The 20,611-nt window shown below is 67.6% G+C and carries 22 protein-coding genes; 14 read left to right on the forward strand and 8 right to left on the reverse strand.

What is annotated here, in order from left to right:
• Together RT688_RS20390 and RT688_RS20395 are read left to right on the forward strand one after the other, a co-directional pair.
• The coding region (locus RT688_RS20390) for a methyl-accepting chemotaxis protein (protein WP_313706666.1) at positions 1 to 480 on the forward strand (480 nt) is incomplete at its 5' end.
• 130 nt (positions 481 to 610) lie between these two features.
• A complete protein-coding gene (locus RT688_RS20395; protein ID WP_313706667.1) occupies positions 611 to 949 on the forward strand; it encodes a zinc ribbon domain-containing protein YjdM in 339 nt (112 codons plus the stop codon).
• A 119-nt stretch (positions 950 to 1,068) separates the two neighbouring features.
• On the opposite strand, the gene RT688_RS20400 is transcribed toward RT688_RS20395, so the two are convergent.
• Both RT688_RS20400 and RT688_RS20405 read right to left on the reverse strand, forming a co-directional pair.
• On the reverse strand, positions 1,069 to 1,749 hold the full coding sequence (locus tag RT688_RS20400) for a hypothetical protein (RefSeq protein ID WP_313706668.1): 681 nt from the start codon (positions 1,747 to 1,749) through the stop codon (positions 1,069 to 1,071).
• Between the two features lie 129 nt (positions 1,750 to 1,878).
• Positions 1,879 to 3,174, reverse strand: coding sequence for a serine hydrolase domain-containing protein (locus RT688_RS20405; protein WP_313706669.1), 1,296 nt, complete (start codon positions 3,172 to 3,174; stop codon positions 1,879 to 1,881).
• A 187-nt stretch (positions 3,175 to 3,361) separates the two neighbouring features.
• On the opposite strand from RT688_RS20405, the gene RT688_RS20410 reads away from it, so the two are divergent.
• Positions 3,362 to 4,348 carry an LLM class flavin-dependent oxidoreductase gene (locus RT688_RS20410; RefSeq protein ID WP_313706670.1) on the forward strand — a complete coding sequence of 329 codons (987 nt, stop codon included), beginning with the start codon at positions 3,362 to 3,364 and terminating at the stop codon, positions 4,346 to 4,348.
• A 53-nt stretch (positions 4,349 to 4,401) separates the two neighbouring features.
• On the opposite strand, the gene RT688_RS20415 is transcribed toward RT688_RS20410, so the two are convergent.
• Both RT688_RS20415 and RT688_RS20420 read right to left on the reverse strand, forming a co-directional pair.
• Entirely contained in the window at positions 4,402 to 4,992 is a 591-nt protein-coding gene (locus RT688_RS20415; RefSeq protein WP_313706671.1) for an isochorismatase family protein, read from the reverse strand.
• 245 nt (positions 4,993 to 5,237) lie between these two features.
• A complete protein-coding gene (locus RT688_RS20420; protein WP_313706672.1) occupies positions 5,238 to 6,419 on the reverse strand; it encodes a PQQ-dependent sugar dehydrogenase in 1,182 nt (393 codons plus the stop codon).
• A gap of 121 nt (positions 6,420 to 6,540) precedes the next feature.
• Here RT688_RS20420 and RT688_RS20425 point away from each other — a divergent pair, with 121 nt between their 5' ends.
• The 8 genes from RT688_RS20425 (at position 6,541) to RT688_RS20460 (ending at position 12,578) form a co-directional block, all read left to right on the forward strand.
• On the forward strand, positions 6,541 to 7,077 hold the full coding sequence (locus RT688_RS20425; RefSeq protein WP_313706673.1) for a DUF882 domain-containing protein: 537 nt from the start codon (positions 6,541 to 6,543) through the stop codon (positions 7,075 to 7,077).
• Between the two features lie 5 nt (positions 7,078 to 7,082).
• Entirely contained in the window at positions 7,083 to 7,916 is an 834-nt protein-coding gene (locus RT688_RS20430; RefSeq protein WP_313706674.1) for a hypothetical protein, read from the forward strand.
• The gene (locus RT688_RS20435) at positions 7,913 to 8,224 is read left to right on the forward strand and encodes a hypothetical protein (protein ID WP_313706675.1); all 312 of its coding nucleotides are present in this window, start codon (positions 7,913 to 7,915) and stop codon (positions 8,222 to 8,224) included. The genes RT688_RS20430 and RT688_RS20435 overlap by 4 nt, the downstream gene beginning before the upstream one ends.
• A 110-nt stretch (positions 8,225 to 8,334) precedes the next feature.
• Positions 8,335 to 9,795: a PQQ-dependent sugar dehydrogenase gene (locus RT688_RS20440; protein WP_313706676.1), complete on the forward strand. Its 1,461-nt coding sequence runs from the start codon at positions 8,335 to 8,337 to the stop codon at positions 9,793 to 9,795.
• An 18-nt stretch (positions 9,796 to 9,813) separates the two neighbouring features.
• The gene (locus RT688_RS20445) at positions 9,814 to 10,257 is read left to right on the forward strand and encodes a thioesterase family protein (RefSeq protein WP_313706677.1); all 444 of its coding nucleotides are present in this window, start codon (positions 9,814 to 9,816) and stop codon (positions 10,255 to 10,257) included.
• A gap of 100 nt (positions 10,258 to 10,357) precedes the next feature.
• The gene (locus tag RT688_RS20450) at positions 10,358 to 10,942 is read left to right on the forward strand and encodes an RNA polymerase sigma factor (RefSeq protein ID WP_313706678.1); all 585 of its coding nucleotides are present in this window, start codon (positions 10,358 to 10,360) and stop codon (positions 10,940 to 10,942) included.
• Between the two features lie 16 nt (positions 10,943 to 10,958).
• Positions 10,959 to 11,450: a hypothetical protein gene (locus RT688_RS20455; protein WP_313706679.1), complete on the forward strand. Its 492-nt coding sequence runs from the start codon at positions 10,959 to 10,961 to the stop codon at positions 11,448 to 11,450.
• Between the two features lie 21 nt (positions 11,451 to 11,471).
• Positions 11,472 to 12,578: a hypothetical protein gene (locus tag RT688_RS20460; RefSeq protein WP_313706680.1), complete on the forward strand. Its 1,107-nt coding sequence runs from the start codon at positions 11,472 to 11,474 to the stop codon at positions 12,576 to 12,578.
• A gap of 99 nt (positions 12,579 to 12,677) precedes the next feature.
• Here the strand turns inward: RT688_RS20460 and RT688_RS20465 are convergent, their stop codons facing one another.
• Positions 12,678 to 13,178 carry a DUF3016 domain-containing protein gene (locus RT688_RS20465; RefSeq protein ID WP_313706681.1) on the reverse strand — a complete coding sequence of 167 codons (501 nt, stop codon included), beginning with the start codon at positions 13,176 to 13,178 and terminating at the stop codon, positions 12,678 to 12,680.
• A gap of 154 nt (positions 13,179 to 13,332) precedes the next feature.
• Between RT688_RS20465 and RT688_RS20470 the strand changes: the two genes are divergently transcribed.
• Positions 13,333 to 14,070 carry a DNA-formamidopyrimidine glycosylase family protein gene (locus RT688_RS20470; protein ID WP_313706682.1) on the forward strand — a complete coding sequence of 246 codons (738 nt, stop codon included), beginning with the start codon at positions 13,333 to 13,335 and terminating at the stop codon, positions 14,068 to 14,070.
• A gap of 165 nt (positions 14,071 to 14,235) precedes the next feature.
• On the forward strand, positions 14,236 to 15,753 hold the full coding sequence (locus RT688_RS20475) for an HD domain-containing phosphohydrolase (RefSeq protein WP_313706683.1): 1,518 nt from the start codon (positions 14,236 to 14,238) through the stop codon (positions 15,751 to 15,753).
• 445 nt (positions 15,754 to 16,198) lie between these two features.
• On the opposite strand, the gene RT688_RS20480 is transcribed toward RT688_RS20475, so the two are convergent.
• Together RT688_RS20480 and RT688_RS20485 are read right to left on the reverse strand one after the other, a co-directional pair.
• The gene (locus RT688_RS20480) at positions 16,199 to 18,151 is read right to left on the reverse strand and encodes a GAF domain-containing protein (protein ID WP_313706684.1); all 1,953 of its coding nucleotides are present in this window, start codon (positions 18,149 to 18,151) and stop codon (positions 16,199 to 16,201) included.
• Positions 18,152 to 18,311: 160 nt separating this feature from the next.
• Positions 18,312 to 18,812 carry a hypothetical protein gene (locus RT688_RS20485; protein WP_313706685.1) on the reverse strand — a complete coding sequence of 167 codons (501 nt, stop codon included), beginning with the start codon at positions 18,810 to 18,812 and terminating at the stop codon, positions 18,312 to 18,314.
• A 634-nt stretch (positions 18,813 to 19,446) separates the two neighbouring features.
• On the opposite strand from RT688_RS20485, the gene RT688_RS20490 reads away from it, so the two are divergent.
• Entirely contained in the window at positions 19,447 to 19,824 is a 378-nt protein-coding gene (locus tag RT688_RS20490) for a hypothetical protein (RefSeq protein ID WP_313706686.1), read from the forward strand.
• Between the two features lie 55 nt (positions 19,825 to 19,879).
• Here RT688_RS20490 and queC read toward each other — a convergent pair whose 3' ends face one another.
• Positions 19,880 to 20,599 carry a 7-cyano-7-deazaguanine synthase QueC gene (gene queC, locus RT688_RS20495; protein WP_313706687.1) on the reverse strand — a complete coding sequence of 240 codons (720 nt, stop codon included), beginning with the start codon at positions 20,597 to 20,599 and terminating at the stop codon, positions 19,880 to 19,882.
• Between the last annotated feature and the right edge of the window lie 12 nt (positions 20,600 to 20,611).

Below are 20,611 nucleotides of genomic sequence, written 5' to 3' on the forward strand. Positions count from 1 at the left end.
GCGCGCGCCGGCGAGCAGGGCCGCGGCTTCGCGGTCGTGGCCGGCGAAGTGCGCAACCTGGCCCAGCGCAGCGCAGCGGCGGCCAGGGAGATCAAGGAATTGATCGGCGACTCGGTCGGCAAGGTCGAGGAAGGCAGCCGCCTGGTGTCGGACGCCGGCGCGACGATGCGCGACATCGTCGACAGCATCGGCCGCGTCACCGCGATCATGGCGCAGATCGCCATGGCGAGCCAGGAGCAGTCCGCGGGTATCGAGCAGGTGAACGGGGCGATCGCGCAGATGGACCAGGTGACCCAGCAGAACGCGGCCCTGGTCGAGGAAGCGGCGGCGGCCTCGAACGCGATGCGCGAACAGGCGCAGGCCCTGGCCCAGCTGGTGTCGACCTTCCGCTTCGACCCGCGCACGGCGCGCGCGCCGCTGCATGCCCGGCACGTTCCGGCGCCACGCGCGGGCGCGCTGGAGCTGCCCCAGGCCGCCTGAGGCTGCCCGCCCCCTTCGTGCCTGCGCCGGCCCGGCCGGCGCTGCTTCCCGCCGGGCCCCGCCCGGCGTTTTTTTTGGCCATGCGGGGTCCGGCGGGTATACTTCCCGTTTCACTTTTCTCCGCACCGCCATGTCCCTGCCTCCCTGCCCCCTCTGCCAATCCGTCTACACCTACGAGGACGGCGCCAATCTCGCCTGCCCGGAATGCGGCCACGAATGGTCGGCGCAGGCCGCCGCGGCCCCGGCCGAGACGGCGCGCGTCTGGCGCGACGCCGCCGGCAACACGCTGCAAGACGGCGACACCGTCACCGTCATCAAGGACCTGAAGCCGAAGGGCTCGGGCGGCGTGATCAAGCAGGGGACCAAGGTCAAGAACATCCGCCTGGTCGACGCCGACCACGACATCGACTGCAAGATCGAGGGCTTCGGCGCGATGAGCCTGAAGTCCGAATTCGTGCGCAAGGTGTAAGCGGCGGCGGACGCCCGCGCATCGCAAATAAAAACACCAGCTCGCGAGCTGGTGTCGGTTGAAGCCGGCGCAAGGCAGGCCGCTTGCGCGGCCCGGTCTACGCGACCCGGTCCGCCGGATCAGTAGCCGCGGCCGCTGGTGCCGCCACCGGTGCCGGTGCTGGTGCCCGAGGTGCCGGTGCCCGTGGTGCCGGACGTGCCGGTGCCTGAGGTGCCGGTGCCGGAGGTGCCACTGGTGCCGCCGGTACCCATCGAACCACTGGTGCCGCTGGTGCCGCCGGTGCCCATCGAGCCGGAAGTACCGCTCGTGCCCATCGAACCCGAGGCGCCGCTGGTGCCCATCGAACCGGTGGTGCCGCTGGTGCCCATCGAACCCGACGTGCCGCTCGTACCCATCGAGCCCGAGGTGCCGCTGTCCATGGTGCCGGTGGTGCCCGAGGTGCCGCTGCTGCCCGTGCCGGTGCCGGTGCCGCCACCCGAGGTGCCGCTGCTGCCGCTGGTGCCCATCGAGCCGCTGCCCGACGTGCCGCTGCCGCCGCCCGTGGCGCCGCTGGTGCCGCTGGACGAGGTGCCCGAGCTGCTGCTGCCGCTGCTGGTGCCGCTATGCTTCTTCTGCTTGTGCTTCTTCGTGGTGTGCGTATCGCTGCCCGAGCTCTGGTCGCTCGTTGCCGACGACCCGGTTGCCTGCGAGCCGGACTGGCCGGCGGTGCTGCTCGATTGCGCATGCGCGTTCACGGAAACAGCCATCGCGGCCGCGACCGAGGCGCCCAGCAGGCCTTTCAACAGTTTATGCATTTTCATGTCAATCTCCTCATGGTTTGGGGGCTACATTCCTCAACAATATCAATGACATGCGAGGAGGGCCGAGTGTAAAGAGGTCGCCATGAGGGGAGCGCGCGTTAGCCTCGCGGAAACTTAGCGCACCCGTCTTCAGGGAGCGGCGGCGGCACTGCGCGCCGGTCCCGTTTTCACGCCCGCCGCCTCGGCCGCCAGGGTGCCGAGCTGGGTATACAGCGGCAGCACATTGGCCTTGTCGTCAGGGTAGACACGGTTCGACAGGAACACGTAGAAACTGCGCGACGCGGGATCGATCCACAGGATGCAGCCGGTAAAACCGGTGTGTCCGAAACTGCCGACCGGATACAGCGTGCCGCGCGGACGCTGCGCAAACGGCGAATCGATGTCCATGCCGAGCCCGCGCAGCGCGGCGATGCCCGGCGGACTTTGCACGGTGGTCAGGAGCCGCACGCTCTCGGGGCTCAGGATGCGCACGCCGTCGAGTGAACCATTGCCGAGCAGCATGCGTCCGAAGCGGGCGACGTCGCGCGCGGTGGTGAACACCCCGGCCGAGCCCGCCACGCCGCCGATCCGGCGCACGGTCGGATCGTGCACCACGCCCTGCAGCAATGCCCCGGCGGCGGCGTCGCCGTGCAGCGAGGCGTTGCTCCCGCTATCCGCCGCGCCGGTGTTCCGGGTCGGCGCAATCGCCCCCTTGGCGAAGCGGCGCAGCGGCAGGTAGCCGGTGTCGCGCATGCCCAGCGGGCCGAAGATGCGTTCCTGGGCGAATACGTCGAGCGGCTTGCCCGCCACCTTGTGCACCAGCTGGCCCAGCAGGATGTAGTTGATGTCCGAGTAGCGGAAGAAGCTGCCGGGCGCATGGGTCACGGTCTGCGCGCAAGCCAGCGCATGGGCCGCCGCATCGCCGCTCCAGGCCGGTTTCGCCGCCAGGCCGGCCGCCAGGCCCGAGGTATGGGTCAGCAGGTGACGGATCGTGATCGCCTCCTTGCCGCCGCCCGTGCACTCGGGAAAATAATCGACCAGTTTCGCTTCCAGGTCGAGCTTGCCGTCCTCGGCCAGGAGCAGGACCGCCGGCGCGGTCGCCAGCACCTTGCTCAGCGAGGCGGCGTCGTACACCGTGTCCGGCGTCACGGCCGACGCATCGGGCTCGTAGCTGGTGCGGCCATAGGCGCGCGCGTAGACGTCGCCGCCGCGCTCGAGGTGGAACACCGCGCCCGGCAGGCGCCGTTCGGCGATCGCCGCGTCGACGGCATGGTCGATGCGGGCGAAGCTGCCGCTGTCGAGTCCATCTTGCGCTTGCACGGCGGCCGGCGCGCGGCTGGCGGGAAGCTGGGCGCAGCCGGCGGCGAGCAGGACGAAGCAGCAGGTAGCGGCGGTGGCGATCGCGGTCTTGCGCGGGAGCAGCGCTTGGGAGAGAGTGATGCGCATTGGAATCCTGGAAGGCGAAAGAAAGCGCACACTGGTCGAGCGCGGGCGCAGGAGCGTTGAATAATAGGTAAGCAGTATCCTGGGGTCAATCTTTACACTGGCGGCCATGCCGCGGAGCGTGGCGCGGCCCGCTCCGTTTTGCCGACCCGGACAGCGCGAAAAAACCCTTCGGCGTATCATGCGACCCATGATTCCCTATTCCATACTCGATCTCGCGCCGATCGCCGAAGGCAGCGATGCGCGCGCTTCTTTCCACAATTCGCTCGACCTCGCCCAGCATGGCGAGCGCTGGGGCTACAACCGTTTCTGGCTGGCCGAACACCACGGCATGCCGGGCATTGCCAGCGCCGCCACGTCTGTGCTGATGGGCTATGTTGCAGCGGGAACTTCAACCATCCGCGTCGGCGCCGGCGGCATCATGCTGCCGAACCACTCCCCGCTCGTGATCGCCGAACAGTTCGGTACGCTCGAGTCGCTGTTCCCGGGCCGGATCGACCTGGGCCTGGGCCGCGCGCCCGGCTCCGACCACGTCACCGCGCGCGCCCTGCGCCGCAACCTGGCGTCGGACGCCGACGAGTTCCCGCAGGACGTCGTCGAGCTGCAGGACTATTTCGCCGGCTCGCCGCGCCGCCAGGTGAAGGCGGTGCCGGGCGCCGGCCTGAACGTGCCGCTGTGGATCCTCGGCTCCAGCCTGTTTGGCGCCCAGCTCGCCGCCGCGCTCGGCCTGCCCTACGCGTTCGCCTCGCACTTCGCGCCGCAGATGATGATGCAGGCCATCGAACTGTACCGCGCAAACTTCCGCCCGTCGGCCCAGCTCGACAAACCTTACGTCATGCTCGGTTTTAACGTGTTCGCCGCCGACACCGACGACGAAGCGCGCTTCCTCGCCACCTCGATGCAACAGGCCTTCGTGAACCTGCGCAGCGGCCGCCCGACGCGCCTGCAGCCGCCGGTGCGCGGCTACCTGGAAGCGCTCGGGCCGCAGGAACGCGCGATGCTCGATGCCGTGCTGTCGTGCTCGGCCATCGGTGCGCCTGGCACCGTCGCCGCCCAGATGAAGGCCTTCATCGAGCATACCCGCGCCGACGAGCTGATGATCACCTCGCAGATCTTCGACCACGCGGCGCGCCTGCGTTCCTACGAGATCACGGCCGCGCTCCACAAGGCCGGCTGAGCCCTGTGCAGCAAGGGCTCGCCTGGACCGGCGAGCCCCTTCCCAGTCTTTTTCTAGGCGTCGCCGGTGCCGGCCTGCAGCGCGTCGATCAGCTCGCGCGTCTTGCGCACACGTCCCATGATGCGGAAGGTGTTCTTGCAGGCGAAATCGTGGGCCTCGGCGCTGATGCCGCTCATCGCATCCTCCGCAAACACCAGGGCATAGCCGAGATCGTGGGCCGCGCGCGCGGTCGATTCGACGCCGATATTCGTGACGATGCCGCCGAGAATCAGCGTCTTGATGTGGCGCCGGCGCAGCAGCTGGTCCAGTTCGGTGCCGTAGAAGGCGCCCCACTGGCGCTTGACGATCACGACGTCGGTCGCCTCGACGCCGGCCTCGGGCGCGAACTGCGAAGCGTCCGGCGGCGGCGGCGGCGCATCCGCCGCATGCAGCGGCGCGTCCGCCGGTCCCGGCTGCAATTCGTTCAGCAGCACCCGCACGAACACCACCATCGCGCCGCGATTGCGCATTTCCTGCGCCAGCAGCACGCAGTTGCCGAGCACCTGCTCGCTCGAATACGGCGCCAGCTTGCGCGCCATGTTGCCGTTCTGTAGGTCGATCAGGACCAGCGCGGTGCTGGCCAGGTCCGGTTTGAAGTCGTCCATCGTTTCTCCTTGTGCTTTGGAAGGCGTAGGGTGGACGGCTATACCCGACGGCATGCGTTGACGCGGCGTGCGCGCCGTCCACGCGTTCAAGCGCCCTGTGCGCAGCTGCAGAATGGCATTCGACCGTCGAACGCGTGGACGGCGCCGAGTGCGCCGACGTGCATGCGCCCGGGTTTAGCCGTCCACCCTACGGGTATGCTCCCCAGTATCGGTGAAAACAATCCGCGCCGGCGTCCGTTAGCCCCTCAGCTCTTATCGGGCACGATGCGCAGCAGGCGCGACTTGTCCTCGTCGGTCAGCACGTAGAGCTGGCCGTCCGGTCCCTGGCGCACGTCGCGCACGCGGGCGCCGATGTCGAGCTTTTCCTGGCGCACCACTTTGCCGTCTTTGTCGAAGGCGATGCGGCGCAGGTCCTGGCCGGCCAGGCTGCCGCTGAACAGGCTGCCGCGCCATTGTGGGAAGGCATTACCGGTGTACCAGGCCAGGCCCGACGGGGCCGGCGACGGCGACCACACGACCAGCGGATCGACCATGCCCGGCACGCTGTGCTTGCCGATCGGCTCGCGCGAGCTGTAGTCCAGGCCGAAGCTCTGCAGCGGCCAGCCGTAGTTCTTGCCGCCTTCGATGCGGTTGATCTCGTCGCCGCCGCGCGGGCCGTGCTCGCTGGCCCAGACGCGGCCTGCGGGATCGACCGCGAGGCCCTGGACGTTGCGGTGGCCCCAGGACCAGATCTCCGGCAGCGCACCGGACTTGCCGGCCAGCGGATTGCCGGACGCGGCCTTGCCCTCGAGCGTCAGGCGCAGGATGGAACCGTTGTGGCTGCCCAGGTTCTGGGCCTGGTCGCGCGCCAGCATGCCGCCCACGCGCTGGGGTGGATTGCCGCCGTCGCCGATGCTCATCAACAGCGTGCCGTCCGGCAGCCAGGCGATGCGCGAACCGAAGTGCTGGCCACCGCTTTTCGCGGGCGAGGCCTGGAACAGCGTCTTCACGCCGCTCACTTTCTTGCCGTCAAAAACGCCCTGCACGAGGATGGTGCGGTTCTCGCTGCTGGTGCCGTGCGCCATCGTCATGTAGACGCGCACGTTCGCCGGACCCTTGTCGGCCGGATGGACCGCGATGTCGAGCAGCCCGCCCTGGCCGCTGTCCATCAGCTTGGGCAGCCCCTCGACCGGGACCTCCGTCACCTGCTTGCCGCTGACCAGGTGCAGGCTGCCTTCCTTGCCGGTCACGAGCATGCGGCCATCGGGCAGCCAGGCCATGCCCCAGGCGCGCGGCAGGGCGTCGGCGACCGTCTCCATGCGCCAGCCCTTGACCGCGGGCGGCGCGCCGCCGGCTTCGACCTGGGCCAGTGCGGGCAGAGCGGCGCCGGCCAGGATGCCGGCCGTGCAGAGGTAGCGAATCGACTCTCCAAGTTGTCGCAATTGCATGCAATTTCCCCTTAAAAGTTATTAACGTTCCGTCATCGTGTCGCATTTTCGCCCTATTCCTGCAGAATTAGCGAAATCGGGCTATCATGTCGGTCTTGTCTTACAAGCGCAAAGGAATCTGATGAACCAACGACGCTCCTTCCTCAAAGGCTCTGTTGCACTCGCATCGGCATTCAGCCTGCCGGCCCTGGCCAAGACTGCCCAGGCCGCTCCCGGCGAACGTATCCTGCGCCTGTACAACACCCACACCGGCGAAACCGTCCGCAGCGTGTTCTGGGCCGAGGGCCAGTTCATCCCGGATGCGCTGCAGGATCTCAACAAGGTGCTGCGCGACCATCGCAACAACAAGATTGCACCGATCGATCCGCAGCTGCTGGTATTGCTCAATGAGGTCAGCGCCAAGTTCGGCGACAACCAGCTGGTGCACGTGATCTCCGGCTACCGCTCGCCGGAATCGAACGCCAAGCTGCGCGCCAACAGCAGCGGCGTGGCCAAGCACAGCATGCACATGGACGGCAAGGCCATCGACATCCGCCTGCCGGGCCGCGACCTGGCGCAGCTGCGCAAGGCGGCGATGGCGATGCGCGGCGGCGGGGTCGGCTTCTACCCGGACTCGCAATTCGTCCACATGGACACCGGCCGCGTCCGTTATTGGTGAACACCATGCGGCCGCTCGCGTGCTGCACCTTCCTTGCTGCCCTCGCCGCTGCCATCGTCACGCCGGCGGCGTTCGCCCAGGACCAGCCTGTCGCCACCGTGAACGTCACCTCGACGCGCGATCCGGTCGACAAATCCTACCGCAAGATGATCAAAGGCATGGAACGCTTCGAGCGCGAGCATCGCTACGCGCCGGCGGCGTCCCTGCGCTTTCACTTGCTGCCGCGCACGCCCGGCGTCAAGATGACGGGCATCACGCTGCGCGTGGCCGGCGACACCGTCTCGGTGCCGGTGCCGGTGGCGCCCGACAACAGTTTCGTGCTACCGCGCAATGAACAGGCCCTGCGCGAGGACGCCGCCGTGCTGGCCAACCGCAAGACCACCAGCATGACCTGGCGCGCGCTGATCGAAACACCGGGCTTGCCGCCAGGCACGCGCCGCCTGGGCGACCTGCGCCTCGAATGCCGGGTCGGCGTCGAGGCCGGACTGGTCTCGAACAGCTCGCCCCTGTTCGGCTGGATCTCGAATGCCCTGACCACGCCCGAGGGCGTCTGCAACAGCCCGGAAGGCAACTACCTGTTCTTCGCCGAGCGCCCCATCTTCGCGGTACGCCTGCGGGCCGGAGAGCGCAGCGAAGTGCTGCCCTTCGACATGCTCTACGCCGGCGGCATCCAGACGCGCGAGATGCTGCCCTTCTGCGACTGCCAGGTGCTGCTCGACCGCACCTATTACGCGCCGATCTGGGACACCAGCTGGCCCGACGACACCGTGGTCGAGTTCGAGTACATGCGCGACGACGCGCCGCCCGCCGCGGCGCCGGCGGTGGAGGAAGGCCGATGAAAGCACATGCCCTCGTCCTCGCGCTGGCCGTGCTGGCCGGCTGCGCCAGCGGCACCATCCCGGCCGGGACCCAGGTGCCGGCCGAGCGCCTCGCCGCCGCAGTCGTACCCGGCGCCACAACCAAGGCCGAGCTGCTGGCCCGCTTCGGCCAGACCAAGGCCGTCGTGTTCGACAGCGGCTACGAAGCTTGGGTCTACCAGTCGCCCGCCGGCGCCGGGCGCTTCGCCGAATTCGTGATCCTGATCGACCCCGCGGGCGTGGTCGCCAAGACCCGCCAGCGCCCGCCTTCGAGCCCGGCCGCGCCCTGAACCCAGCTTTGGCCGCGGCGGGACTTTCCCCGCCGTAGCGTGCGCAGCCGGGTCGGCGCGCGCTGGCAGAATGGCCGCAGTGGATGTGCTCATTCCTGTGGAGGCCTATCATGCTGGTCGATCGCGCACGGAAGTTCCTGCTGTCCCTCTTGCCCATGCTGTTCCTGCTGGCCGCCTGCGGCGGCGGCGGCGGCAATCCCGGCAGCGTTCCCGCGCCCGGCCCCAACGCCACCACCGGCGCCCTGCAGGTGACCGTCACCGCCCTGCCCGCCGGCACCAACGCCGCGGTGCGCGTCACGGGCCCGAACAATTTCACGCAAGACCTCACGGGCTCGCAAACGCTGGCCAACCTGGCGCCGGGCAGCTACACCGTCGCCGCGTCCGACGTCACCGCCGGCTCCGCCACCTATACGCCCACGCCGACCACCCAGACCGTCATCGTCAACGCCGGCGCCACGGCCAGCGCCATGGTCGCCTACGGCGCCGGGACGCTCACGCTGACCCTGTCCCAGGTCGGCGGCAGCTTCGACGATCCGACCTTCGTGGCCGCGCCGGACGGCGACGAACGCCTGTTCGTGGTCGAGCGCAGGGGCGTGATCCGCGTGCTGCAAAACGGCAATACGCGGACGGCGCCCTGGCTCGACATCAGCGCGCGCGTCTTCACCGGCGGCGAGGGCGGGCTGCTGTCGATGGCGTTCGACCCCGACTTCGCCCGCAACGGCTATTTCTACGTCTATTACGTCGATCCGCAGCGCGACATCGTCGTCGAGCGCTTCAACCGCTCGCCGCTGCCGGACGTGGCCGACGCCACTTCGGGCCTGGTGATCGTGCGCGTGCCGCATCCGCAGTACGACAACCATTTCGGCGGCCTGGTCGCCTTCGGGCCCGATGGCCTGCTGTATGTGGGCACGGGCGACGGCGGCGGCATGGGCGATCCCCAGGGCAACGCCCAGAACCTTGCCTCCACCCTCGGCAAGCTGTTGCGCGTGGACGTGCGCGGCGCGAGCGTCGGCCAGCCGTACACCATTCCGCCCAGCAATCCCTATCTCAACCAGCCAGGACGGCGCCCGGAAATCTGGGCCTTCGGCCTGCGCAATCCCTGGCGCTTCGCCTTCGACGGCGAGCAGCTCTACATTGCCGACGTCGGCCAGAACGAACGCGAAGAGATCGACATCGCGTCCCTGCTCCAGGGCGGGCTGAACTACGGTTGGGACATCATGGAGGGCACGGCCTGCTATGGCACCGGCATCTGCAACCAGGTCAGCCTGACCTTGCCCGCCTTCGAGTACGAACACGGGCCGGACGACGTCAACGGCTGCGCGATCACCGGCGGCTATGTCTACCGCGGCGGCGCGCTGCCCGAGCTGGCCGGGCACTATTTCTATTCGGATTACTGCCGCGGCTTCCTGAAGAGTTTCCTGGCCAACGGCACCAGCGTCGGCGAGCAGCGCGACTGGGCCATCGCCTCGCCCGGCAAGGTCGTGTCCTTCGGGCGCGACGGCGCCGGCGAGCTGTACATGGTCAGCGCCGAAGGCCGCATCTACAAAATTGTGAGGGGGCCCAGCGCCTGATGGGGTTAGAATCTTCGGATGGCACGCTTACATCTCGACTTCCCCGAAGACCAGTATTACTACTCCACGCCCTTGACGGTGCGCGTCACCGACATCAATGGCGCCAACCACCTCGGCAACGACTCGATGATCTCGATGATCTCCGAGGCGCGGGCCCGCTTCCTGTTCGAGTTCGGCGTCCCCGAGACCGAGCGCGACGGCACCGGCATCATCGTCACCGACCTGGCCACGACCTACCGCGCCGAAGCGCACGCGCGCGACCAGCTGCTGTTCGAGGTCGGCGTGATGGACTTCAACAAGTACGGCGGCGACATCATCTTCCGCATCACCCGCCCGCGCGACAGGAAACTGGTCGCCATGGCCAAGTCCGGCTTCGTGTTCTTCAACTACAAGACCAGCCAGGTGGTCGCCATGCCCGAGGACTTCCGCAACAAGTTCGAGCGCGTGAACTGGATCGACTGAACCTGTAGCGCCGGGCGCGCCATGAGGGCTTTGTCAGGCGCGAAAAAAATAGTTGGAACTTTCCGGCCTGTTGACCGGAATACGGGTGAGAGATGACACCATGACCATCACACCCGCTACCCCAGACGACGAATTGCTGCGCCAGGTGCGCGCCGGACAGGCGCCCGCCTTCGCGGCCCTGTACCGGCGCCACCAGGGCCCGCTTTACCGTTTCGCCCTGCTGCGCTGCGGTTCGGCCGACACCGCCGCCGACATCGTGCAGGAATGCTTCATGGGCCTGCTGACGGGACGCTTCGCCTTCGATGCGCTGCGCGGGACGCTGCAGCACTTCCTGTTCGGCGTGGCGCGCCTCCTGATCCTCAAGCACGAGGAGCCGCGCTGGCGCGAATTTCCCTTGCCCGAGCCGGACGCGGACGATGCCGGCAACGCGGCCGAGCCGGCCTGCGACGCCGCCGGCCCGCTGGCCCGGGTGCTGGCCGACGAGACCGCCGAAGAAGTGCGGCGCGCGCTGGGCCGGCTGGCGCCGCACTACCGCGACGCCGTCATCCTCTACGAACTGCACGACCTGTCCTACCTCGAGATCGCCACGATCTGCCAGGTCGACATCGGCACCGTGCGCTCGCGCCTGGCGCGCGGCCGCGCCGCCCTCGCCAACTACCTGCGCGCCCACGCCGGCGCCGCCTGAGATGGAAGCTGCAAGCATGGAACCCGACGACACCCTTGACCTCGATGCCCGCCTGGCCGCGCTGCGCGGCGCGATGGACGGCATCGACGCCCCGCGCTGCGTGGAAAAAGAATTGATGCAGGCCTTCGCCGCCCGCTTCCCGGCCAAGCGTCCCTGGTATCAGCGCCTGAGCCTGCCCGAATGGGGCGCGGCCGGCGCCTGCGCGGCGGTGACCGCGGTGGTGCTGGCGACCCTGCTGGCGCCGCCGCGCCACGGCGACGAACTGGCGCTGCGCACGCCGCTCGTACGCCTGGACAACGGCACCGCCTTCATCGCGCTCGATTCCTTCGAGCGCATCGCGCAGGAGCCCGACCCGCAGCTGGTCGAGGCCGAAGTGCCGCGCACCATGCTCGCCACGCTCGGCCTGCCGGTCAGCCCCGAGCAGGCGGGCGAGCCGGTGCGCGCCGAACTGCTGGTCGCGGCCGACGGCGAACCGCTGGCGCTGCGCCTGACATCGATCGACCATTGACCCACCTTGACGAGGATGCCCATGAATACCCAACCCCTGCTGCTGGCCGTCCTGCTTGCCGGCTTCCTGACTCACCCGCTGACCGCGACCGCGGCGGACGCACCGCCGCGCGCGGCGCAACGCGACGTCCAGCCGGGCGGCATGCGTGTGCACGAGATGCATACGGACGACATGCGCGTCGGCGAACTGCGCGGCCACGGCCGGGTGGTGAAGAATGCGCCCTACAGCGCGCAGGCGGTTTCCGAGCGCCTCCAGCAGCTGGCCGACGGCAACCGGATCGAGCGCCGCACGCGGTCGGCCAGCTACCGCGACAGCGCCGGCCGCACCCGGCTCGAGGTGCTGGGCGAGGACGGCGAACCGCGTACCGTGACCATCAACGATCCGGTGGCGAGCGCCACCTGGATCCTGAACCCGCGCAAGCGCACCGCCACCAGGCTGCCGCGCTTCGATGCCGCGCGCGAGGCCGCGACAGCCGCCCGCGCCGCCGCCACGGCCCGTATCTCGGCCGAGGCTGCGCGCAATGCGGGCGAGGCTTCCAGCACTGCGGGCGAGGCCGCGCGCGCGCGCGTCGAGCAGTTGCGCCGCGAAGGCAGGCTGCCGCAGGTCGAGCAGCGCGAGGGGCCGAACGGACGCGAGATCGTGGTGCGCCGCGTCGAGCGCGATGCGGGCGGCACGCGCGAGACGGTGCGCGTGATCCAGGTTCCGAAGCTGGCGGACGGCGGCCCGGATCCGCGCGTCCTCGCCGAGCGCATCGGTCCACTGGTGGCCGGCGCCGCCCGCGACGGCAAATGGTCGTCGAAGGCCGTCAGCCGCGAGCTCGGCACGCGCGAGTTCGACGGCGTGAAGGCCGAGGGCAAGCTGCGCAGCTACGAGATCCCGGCCGGCGAGATCGGCAACCACGCGCCCATCGTGGTCGCCGACGAGACCTGGTATGCGCCCGAGCTGCAGATGACGGTGTTCGCAAAGCACAGCGACCCGCGCAGCGGCGAATTCGTCTACCGCCTGGAAAACCTGAAGCGCGCCGAGCCCGAGGCCGCGCTGTTCGCGGTGCCGCCCGATTACCAGGTGCGCGACGTGCAGGCCGCCGTCGGGCGCAGCGTGACCAGGAAGGAAGCGCCTGCAAAATAAACTGGGAAGGCAGCGTGGAAAAAAAAGCGCCGCCTGGACCGGCATGACAGCCTGTCCAGGCGGCGCTTTCGCTTGCTGCCTTGCGGCGCTGCCGCGAGATCAGCGGCGCGCGGCGCGCTCGTTCGGCATGATCGTGGAATAGAACCAGTCGTCGATCATGCGTTTCTCGAAACGCAGGCTGTCGCTGTCCTTGGCGCGCGTGACGCGGTCCATGAATGCCATGTCGCGCAGCTGGGCGTCGCCGCTGCGCAGCACGCGGCCGTCCTGCTCAATCGTGTAGTGCAGGTCGATGCGCGGCCAGTCGGCGCCGTTGCTGCGCACGACGCGCAGGTCGCGCACGCCGCGGGTCGGGTACTCGCGGCCGGCCAGGTCGACGTCCTTGACGTCGATGCGCAGGTCCTGGCCCGGCGGCAGCTGGGCGCCGAGCTTGGCGAAATGCTCGGTCAGTTCCTTCAGCGTCTCGTCGCGCTCCCACGACGCGAACGGCACGTCCGTAAAGCGGTCGGGCTCGATGTAGTTCACGGTTACGCCGGCAGATGCGGAGCCGGCGGCGAGCACCAGCAGCCCGGCAGCGGACAGGTGTCGAATCACGGTCTTCATGGCGTTTCCTTTCTCTCCTATTGTTTTACTGTTCAAATATACGCTGGTTTGGCGAAGTGTGCCGTCTCCGGTCGGTAAATCCTGTATCGAATTGTTAGTCCTCGCACAGCCGGCCCCGGCAGTTGCCGGCAGAATGGCCGCAAGGAGGTCAGCCGTGCCAGAAGGACCATCGCTCGTCATCTTGAAGGAAGCCACCGCCCGCTTCGTCGGCCAGACCATCGTCGAGGCCGGCGGCAACGTCCGGGCCATCGATCCCGCGCGCCTGGTCGGCCAGCCAATCGTCTCGCTGCGCACCTGGGGCAAGCACTTCCTGATCGAACTGCCGACCATGGTGGTGCGCATCCACTTTTTGCTGTTTGGCACCTATCGCGTGGACGAGCGGCGCGACAAGCCGCCGCGCCTCTTCCTGCGCATGGCCGATGGCGGCGAGATCAATTTTTATGCGTGCGCGATCCGCGAAATCGACGTCGACCTCGACGCCCAGTACGACTGGAGCGCGGACGTCATGTCCGATTGCTGGGATCCGAAACGGGCGCGCAAGAAGCTGCGCGCCCAGCCCGACATGCTCGCCTGCGACGCCCTGCTCGACCAGGACATCTTCTCGGGCGTGGGCAACATCATCAAGAACGAAGTGCTGTTTCGCATCCGCGTCCATCCGGAATCAAAAGTCGGCGCGCTGCCGGCGCCCAAGCTGCGCGCCCTGGTCGACGAAGCCCGTCAATACAGTTTCGATTTCCTGGGGTGGAAAAAGGAGTACGTGCTCAAGCAGCACTGGCTGGCCCATGCGAAGACCACTTGCCCGCGCTGCCACATCCCTTTCAAAAAAGCCCACCTCGGCCGCAGCAACCGGCGCAGCTTCTTCTGCGAGCGTTGCCAGAAGCGCTATGAGTGAGTCATTCATCCAACACTGCCGGTGTTGCCTCGCGAACGTTTGTATTGCCTGTTGTTAAGGAGTGGAAGGCGTACTACAATCGATTCGCCTGTATATTGATCAGGCGCAATTCCTGTCAATACGACGACTCGTTTGTAGCGCTCCATTAACGGTATCGGAAACGCCATGTCTTTTCTGTCTGCAGCCGCGCCCAAGCTCGCCCCGTGGAAAGTTCTTCTCGTTGATGACGAGCCCGACATCCACGACATCACCAAGCTGACGCTGAGCCGTTTCCGCCTCGATGGGCGCGCACTGACTTTCCTGCACGCCTACAGCGGCGCCGAAGCCAAGGAGGTCCTGGCGCGCGAAGAGAACATCGCCCTGGTCTTCCTCGACGTGGTGATGGAGCGCGAGGACAGCGGCCTGGAAGTGGCGCGCTGGATGCGCCAGGACCTGGACAACCAGTTCACCCGCATCGTGCTGCGCACCGGCCAGCCGGGCCAGGCGCCGGAAGAGCGCGTGATCGTCGACTACGACATCAACGACTACAAGGAAAAGACCGAGCTCGATCGGACCAAACTGTTTACCACGACCTTCGCCGCGCTGCGCGCCTACCGCGACATCATGAAGGTCGAGGACGCGCGCCGCGTCCAGCAGAGCTACCGCGAAGGCCTGGAGCGCGTGATCGCGGCTTCCAGCCACATTTTCCAGCAGCGTAACCTGAAGGACTTCGCCAGCGGCCTGCTGCAGCAGGTCGTCGCCCTGCTGCGCCTGGAGCAGAGCATGCTGCTGCGCCTGAAGGGCGCCAGCGTGATCACCGGCGAAAGCCAGTACGAGGTGCTGGCCCGCATCGGTGACTTCGGCAGCGGCGCCGGCAACGAGGCGATCGGTCCCGAACTGCTGGCCCAGCTCGACGAGGCGCGCCACAACCGCATCTCCAAGCTGCACGGCGACACCTACGTCGGCTACTTCCCGAACAGCAGCGGCAAGGCTTCGCTGCTGGTGCTGCACGGGGTCGAGGAGATTTCCGAGATCGACGCCCAGCTGCTCGAGGTGTTCTGCTCGGGCGTGGCGATCGCCTTCGACAACATCCTGCTGAACCAGGAGATCACCGATACCCAGGCCGAGCTGATCCTGCGCCTGGGCGACGTGGTCGAGTCGCGCTCGAACGAGGCCGGCAACCACGTGCGCCGCATGTCCCAGGTCTGCCACATGCTGGCCCAGGCCTCCGGCATGCCCGAGGACGAAACCGCGACCCTGATGCACGCCGCGCCGATGCACGACGTCGGCAAGATCGCCACCCCGGACGCCGTGCTGCTGAAACCCGGCCGCCTGACGCCGGAAGAGTGGGACATCATGAAGCAGCACCCGACGGTCGGCCTGCAGATCCTCGACGGCTCGACGCGCCCGATCCTGAAGGCCGCCGCCGTGATCGCCCACCAGCACCACGAGAAGTTCGACGGCACCGGCTACCCGCAAGGCCTGAAGGGCGAGGATATCCACCCCTATGCCCGCATCGTCGCCGTGGCCGACGTCTTCGACGCCCTCAGCCACGAGCGCTGCTACAAGGAAGCCTGGCCGGTCGAGCAGGTCACCGACTACCTGCGCGAAGTCGCCGGCAAGCACCTCGACCCGTATTACGTCGACCTGCTGATCAAGAACATCGACAAGGCGGTGGAGATCAACCGGCAGTGGCCGGATTGACGGTCCCCTCCTGAAGCCTGGCGACGATGCTGGCGGGCGCTGAACGCGTAGGCGGCGCATCCGCTGCGATCACGCGTGCGGTTCGGGTGTAGCCGCCCACCCTACGCCCTGCCGACCATGTTGCCGCGTAGGGTGGACGGCTATACCCGGGCCTCCGGTTTGCCCGCGCCTTCGGCGCCGCCCACGCGTTCACCCATCCCTTGAAATCTCGCGCCCGCCACGCAGTCCGCTTGACCTGATCGCGCGGGCGCAATCAGGCGTAGGGTGGGTACCCCGTGCCCACGCGAACCTTCGCACATCGGCCACGCTCGAAAAAAATCGAAACCGACGCGTTATCGGAGCGCTTCCATGGCGCAGCCGCGACGCGTCTTTTTCGACCGGAGGTCAGCCAACGGAATGCATGCGTCACGCATGGGCACGGGGTGCCCACCCTACGTCGCGCTCCTCAGGCCGCCAGCTTCTCCCCGCGCACGCTGCGCGGGAAATGCAGCGCATAGCGCAAGCCCTGCCCCGGCGCGCTGTCCACGTGCACCGTGCCGCCCAGCGCCCCGGTCACCAGGTTGAACAGGATGTGCGCGCCCAGGCCGCTGCCGCCGCTGCCGCGCTTGGTGGTGAAGAAGGGGTCGAACAGTTTATCCAGCGATTCCTTGTCCATGCCGGCGCCGTCGTCGGTATAGCTGAAGGCGACCGTGCCGCCTTCGAGCGCGGCGCGGATCGCGATGCGGCCCGGCTGGTCGCGCTCGAAGCCGTGCACCAGCGAATTGACCACCATGTTGGTGACGATCTGCGACACGGCGCCGGGGAAGCTTTCCATCACCAGGTCCGGCGGGCAGTCGACCTCGACCTTGATCGGGCGGCCCTTGAGCTTGGGCTGCAGCGAGAGCAGCACTTCGTTGATGTAGGCGCGCAGGTTGAAGCTGCGGACGTCGCCCGAGGACTGGTCGACCGCCACCTGCTTGAACGAACGCACCAGGGCGGCCGCGCGCCGGGTGTTGGTGGTCATGATGCGCAGCGACTGGTCGACGATCTCGAAAAAGCTGTTCAGGCTATCCTCGGTCATCTCGCCGGCCGCCAGTTCCTCGCGCGTCAGGCGCAGCTCTTCCACCAGGTGGCTCGTCGCGGTCACGCAGATGCCCAACGGCGTGTTGATCTCGTGCGCGACGCCGGCCACCAGTTCGCCCAGCGAGGCCAGCTTTTCCTTGCGCACCAGTTCGCCCTGCGCCTGCTGCAGCTGGGTCAGCGCGCTGTTCAGGGCCGCGTTCTGCTCTTCCAGCAGCTCCTTGGTCCGGCGCATGTTGCGGTCGGCCTCCATGCGCGCGATCGCCACCGCGACGTGGCTGGCGATGAAGGCCAGCAGGTCGAGGTCGGCCTTGGTGTAGACGGTCGCCGGATCGTAGCTCTGCACGATCAGCACGCCGTAGGGCTTGTCGTGCACCAGCATCGGCGCGCCCATCCAACTGGCGATGTCGGGGCTGCCCATGATGCCCGAGACCTGGCCGCTGGCCACCAGGCGCGCGAAGCTGCCGGCGTCGTGCAGTTGCGGCTGCTTCGAGGCCAGCAGGTAGGAGCACATGCCCTGGCCGTAGGGGAAGCGTTTCAAGGGCGGCGCGGCGTCCTTCTGGTCGACGAAATACGGGATGCTGATTTCTTTGGTGTTGGGGTGGTACAGGCCGATCATGAAATTCTCGACCACCATCAGTTCGCCGATGATGCGGTGCAGGCTGGCCATCAGCACGTTGGTGTCGAGCGCGCTGGCCGACAGGTCGGCGATCTGGTACAGCGCATGCTGCACCTGCTCGGCGCGGCGCCGTTCGGCCACCTCGTGCGCCAGGCGCGCGGTGCGCTCCTGCACGGCGCGTTCGAGCCGGTCCATGCTCTGCAGGCTTTGCAGCGCCACCGAGACGTGGTTCGCGATCACGGCGAACAGCGCCTGGTCCTCGCTGCTGTAGGTATGCTCGGGGGTATAGCTCTGGATCACGATGGCGCCCAGCGGCAGGTGCTGCTGGTCGAGCAGCGGGCAACCGATCCAGTGCTCGGCCGCGCTACCGGCGCCGAAGCGCCCCCCGCCCTGCTCGCGCGCGCGGAAGTCCGCCGCGGTCATGGTCAGGGTCTGGCCGTTCAGGATCACCCAGGCGGTCGGCGACTCGTCGGGCGAAGCCAGGCGCACCGGCTGGTTCAGCGCCGGGCCTTCGTCGGATTCGTCGACGAAGTATACGAAGCGCACCGTGCCTTCCTCGCGGTCCGACAACGCCACATAGAAATTGGCCGCGTACATGATGCGGCCGAGGGCGCGGTGCACCGCGCGGATGAATTCGGTGATATCGCTGCAACTGGTCGAGGTCCGCCCGATTTCGAGCAGCATCGACTGGACCGCTTCCAGCCGGTCGAGACGTTCCATGGCTTTTCCCAGTGAGTTAATGCACTTGGGAAATATAGCAGCAGTTGCGCTGGATCAATAGCCTTTCAGGCGAAACGCAGCGCAAAGACAACGGCGGCGGACGGGTGTGCTGCCCTAGATCGGCACGCACCCCACGCATCGAGCCGCAGCCATCCCTGAACTAGCGCGGCGCGCGGAAGTCGTTCTCGATCCAGGCCAGGGCCGAGGCCGGGGTCAGCTTGAAGGTGGCGGCCACGCGTGCCTGCGCGACCTGCTCGCTCATCTCGTCGATGGCGGTCAGGATCGCGTATGGATCGTCGTCGTCCGGCACGATGTCGAGCGTGACCTTCAGCTCGCCTTGTTCGGTCGAGACCACGGTGCTCTTGTGCAGCATCGCGTGCAGGTGCTGCTCGTGGCGGCGGATCACTTCCGAGGCGGTCTTGACCAGGGTGTTGAAGGCGTTCGTGTCGAGCGGCTTCGGATTCTTCTTGTCGCGGCCCATGGTCCAGGGGCCGACCAGCGCCGGCTCCGGTTCGCCATCCTTGTACATGGCGACCGCCCAGCCCTCGTCGTCCTCGTTCTTGATCACGCGCGCGGTCCAGCCGTTGCCTTTCCACAGGCGCGGTTCCTGGACCGGCGCGTCGTCGTCAGCCGGTTCCAGGTCATTGACATCGTCATTCATTGCTTGCTGCTTCCCTCTGCCGGGCTCGCGCCCAAAACAAGATCATAGAGGAAATTACGCAAGCAGGTATAGGGATGCCGCACCGCAGCCATTCAAATCAAACGCACGGCGCGCAGGCGCGGTTTCGATGCGCGGCGCGGATGCGCATGCCGGGCTGGCGCGGGGGCCGCACCGGCGGCGGCAAGGGGGTGCGCAGCGGGTCGATGTTCGGCTGTCTCGGCGCTTCGCGATTGAAAGGATTGATGATGATAGGTGGGATGGTAGGCGGTGCCGATGGCGGTCCCTTCGGTCCACCACCCGCCCAGGCCGAATGACAAGGATAGTACGGCGAGGTCATCGTTGTATCGACAAGATGCATGGAAGCCCTCCTACAACAAAAGCAGGCTGTCAGTATAGGTGGCGAGCCGCGCATTGCAAGGTCAAAAAGGCATCGATTTTTTCCGCGAAGTCAGCCCTTGGTCGGCCCGTATCCGGACCTGCGACGAAGGCGCCCCATGCTGGAAGAATGCTCACGTTCATCGCCTCCAGATGCGCTCCGGCCCGCCGAAAATGCAGATCGTCGCAGGCGGCTGGTCACGCGGCCGGCGCAGACCTACAGTAAGGCCATACCACCTGACTTCACGAGGAAAACATCATGAAAAAGATCGTCCCCTACGCCGTCCTGATCCTGTGCGCACTGCTGCTGTGGGATCTGCTGTTCACCTTCGGCGACGCCAGCTTCCACATCGACGGCGACGAGGTCGGCGGGCCGCTGGGCGCCGCGCTGGCGCTGCTGTTCGGCGCCGGGGGCACGATCATCGCGGTGCTGGTGACGATCGTGGTGGGGGCGGTGCTGGCGGTGGTGTTCGCCGGGGTCGGCGTGGTCCTGGTCGGGGCGCTGGCGGTGGCGGCCTTCGCGGTGACGGCGGCGATCGTGCCCTTCTTCCTGCCCCTGCTGCTGCCGCTAGCCGTGATCTGGTACCTGGTGCACCGCTCGCGCAGGAACCGCATGCAGCGCGAGGCGGCGGTTTGATCGCCTGCCCTTGCACCTTGCATGAAAAAACGGCGCCGTCATTCGGCGCCGTTCCTTATTCTCCGCGCGCCGCCTTTTCCGCGGCGAACTGTTCATAGCCGCGGGCGCGCAGCGCGCAGGCCGGGCAGGTGCCGCAACCGTAGCCCCAGTCGTGGCGCGCGCCGCGCTCGCCCAGGTAGCAGGTGTGGGTGTCGAAGCGGACCAGGTCGACCAGGGCCTGGCCGCCGGCCTGCTCCGCCAGTTCCCAGGTCTGCTTCTTGTCGATCCACATCAGCGGCGTCTCGACCTTCAGGCGCGTCGCCATGCCCAGGTTGAGCGCCACCTGCAAGGCCTTCATCGTGTCGTCGCGGCAATCCGGATAGCCCGAGAAATCGGTCTCGCACATGCCGCCGACCAGCACGTTCAGGCCGCGCCGGTAAGCGACCGTCGCCGCCACCGTCATGAACAGCAGGTTGCGGCCCGGAACGAAGGTGTTCGGAAGGCCGTCCGCCTGCATCGCGATCTCGACGTTGCTGGTCAGTGCGGTGTCGGAAATGCGCGCGATCAGCGACAGGTCGATCATGTGGTCCTCGCCCAGGCGCGCGTTCCACTCGGGAGACAGCGCGCGCATCTTTTCCAGCACCGCCGGACGCACCTCGAGCTCGATGGCGTGGCGCTGGCCATAGTCGAAACCGATGGTCTCGACGCGTGCATAACGTTGCAGGGCCCAGGCCAGGCAGGTGGTGGAATCTTGCCCGCCACTGAAGAGGACGAGTGCGGTATCGGATGCGTGCATAAGGGGTAATCC

The sequence above is a fragment of the Massilia sp. genome (genome assembly GCF_032106685.1).
Lineage (GTDB): Bacteria > Pseudomonadota > Gammaproteobacteria > Burkholderiales > Burkholderiaceae_D > Telluria.

What these genes read in the sequence shown, in the direction of transcription:
- RT688_RS20395 (WP_313706667.1), top strand. Translation starts at nt 611, where the DNA reads ATGTCCCTGCCTCCCTGCCCCCTCTGCCAATCCGTCTACACCTACGAG.
- RT688_RS20400 (WP_313706668.1), bottom strand. Translation starts at nt 1,749, where the DNA reads ATGAAAATGCATAAACTGTTGAAAGGCCTGCTGGGCGCCTCGGTCGCG.
- RT688_RS20405 (WP_313706669.1), bottom strand. Translation starts at nt 3,174, where the DNA reads ATGCGCATCACTCTCTCCCAAGCGCTGCTCCCGCGCAAGACCGCGATC.
- RT688_RS20410 (WP_313706670.1), top strand. Translation starts at nt 3,362, where the DNA reads ATGATTCCCTATTCCATACTCGATCTCGCGCCGATCGCCGAAGGCAGC.
- RT688_RS20415 (WP_313706671.1), bottom strand. Translation starts at nt 4,992, where the DNA reads ATGGACGACTTCAAACCGGACCTGGCCAGCACCGCGCTGGTCCTGATC.
- RT688_RS20420 (WP_313706672.1), bottom strand. Translation starts at nt 6,419, where the DNA reads ATGCAATTGCGACAACTTGGAGAGTCGATTCGCTACCTCTGCACGGCC.
- RT688_RS20425 (WP_313706673.1), top strand. Translation starts at nt 6,541, where the DNA reads ATGAACCAACGACGCTCCTTCCTCAAAGGCTCTGTTGCACTCGCATCG.
- RT688_RS20430 (WP_313706674.1), top strand. Translation starts at nt 7,083, where the DNA reads ATGCGGCCGCTCGCGTGCTGCACCTTCCTTGCTGCCCTCGCCGCTGCC.
- RT688_RS20435 (WP_313706675.1), top strand. Translation starts at nt 7,913, where the DNA reads ATGAAAGCACATGCCCTCGTCCTCGCGCTGGCCGTGCTGGCCGGCTGC.
- RT688_RS20440 (WP_313706676.1), top strand. Translation starts at nt 8,335, where the DNA reads ATGCTGGTCGATCGCGCACGGAAGTTCCTGCTGTCCCTCTTGCCCATG.
- RT688_RS20445 (WP_313706677.1), top strand. Translation starts at nt 9,814, where the DNA reads ATGGCACGCTTACATCTCGACTTCCCCGAAGACCAGTATTACTACTCC.
- RT688_RS20450 (WP_313706678.1), top strand. Translation starts at nt 10,358, where the DNA reads ATGACCATCACACCCGCTACCCCAGACGACGAATTGCTGCGCCAGGTG.
- RT688_RS20455 (WP_313706679.1), top strand. Translation starts at nt 10,959, where the DNA reads ATGGAACCCGACGACACCCTTGACCTCGATGCCCGCCTGGCCGCGCTG.
- RT688_RS20460 (WP_313706680.1), top strand. Translation starts at nt 11,472, where the DNA reads ATGAATACCCAACCCCTGCTGCTGGCCGTCCTGCTTGCCGGCTTCCTG.
- RT688_RS20465 (WP_313706681.1), bottom strand. Translation starts at nt 13,178, where the DNA reads ATGAAGACCGTGATTCGACACCTGTCCGCTGCCGGGCTGCTGGTGCTC.
- RT688_RS20475 (WP_313706683.1), top strand. Translation starts at nt 14,236, where the DNA reads ATGTCTTTTCTGTCTGCAGCCGCGCCCAAGCTCGCCCCGTGGAAAGTT.
- RT688_RS20480 (WP_313706684.1), bottom strand. Translation starts at nt 18,151, where the DNA reads ATGGAACGTCTCGACCGGCTGGAAGCGGTCCAGTCGATGCTGCTCGAA.
- RT688_RS20485 (WP_313706685.1), bottom strand. Translation starts at nt 18,812, where the DNA reads ATGAATGACGATGTCAATGACCTGGAACCGGCTGACGACGACGCGCCG.
- RT688_RS20490 (WP_313706686.1), top strand. Translation starts at nt 19,447, where the DNA reads ATGAAAAAGATCGTCCCCTACGCCGTCCTGATCCTGTGCGCACTGCTG.
- queC (WP_313706687.1), bottom strand. Translation starts at nt 20,599, where the DNA reads ATGCACGCATCCGATACCGCACTCGTCCTCTTCAGTGGCGGGCAAGAT.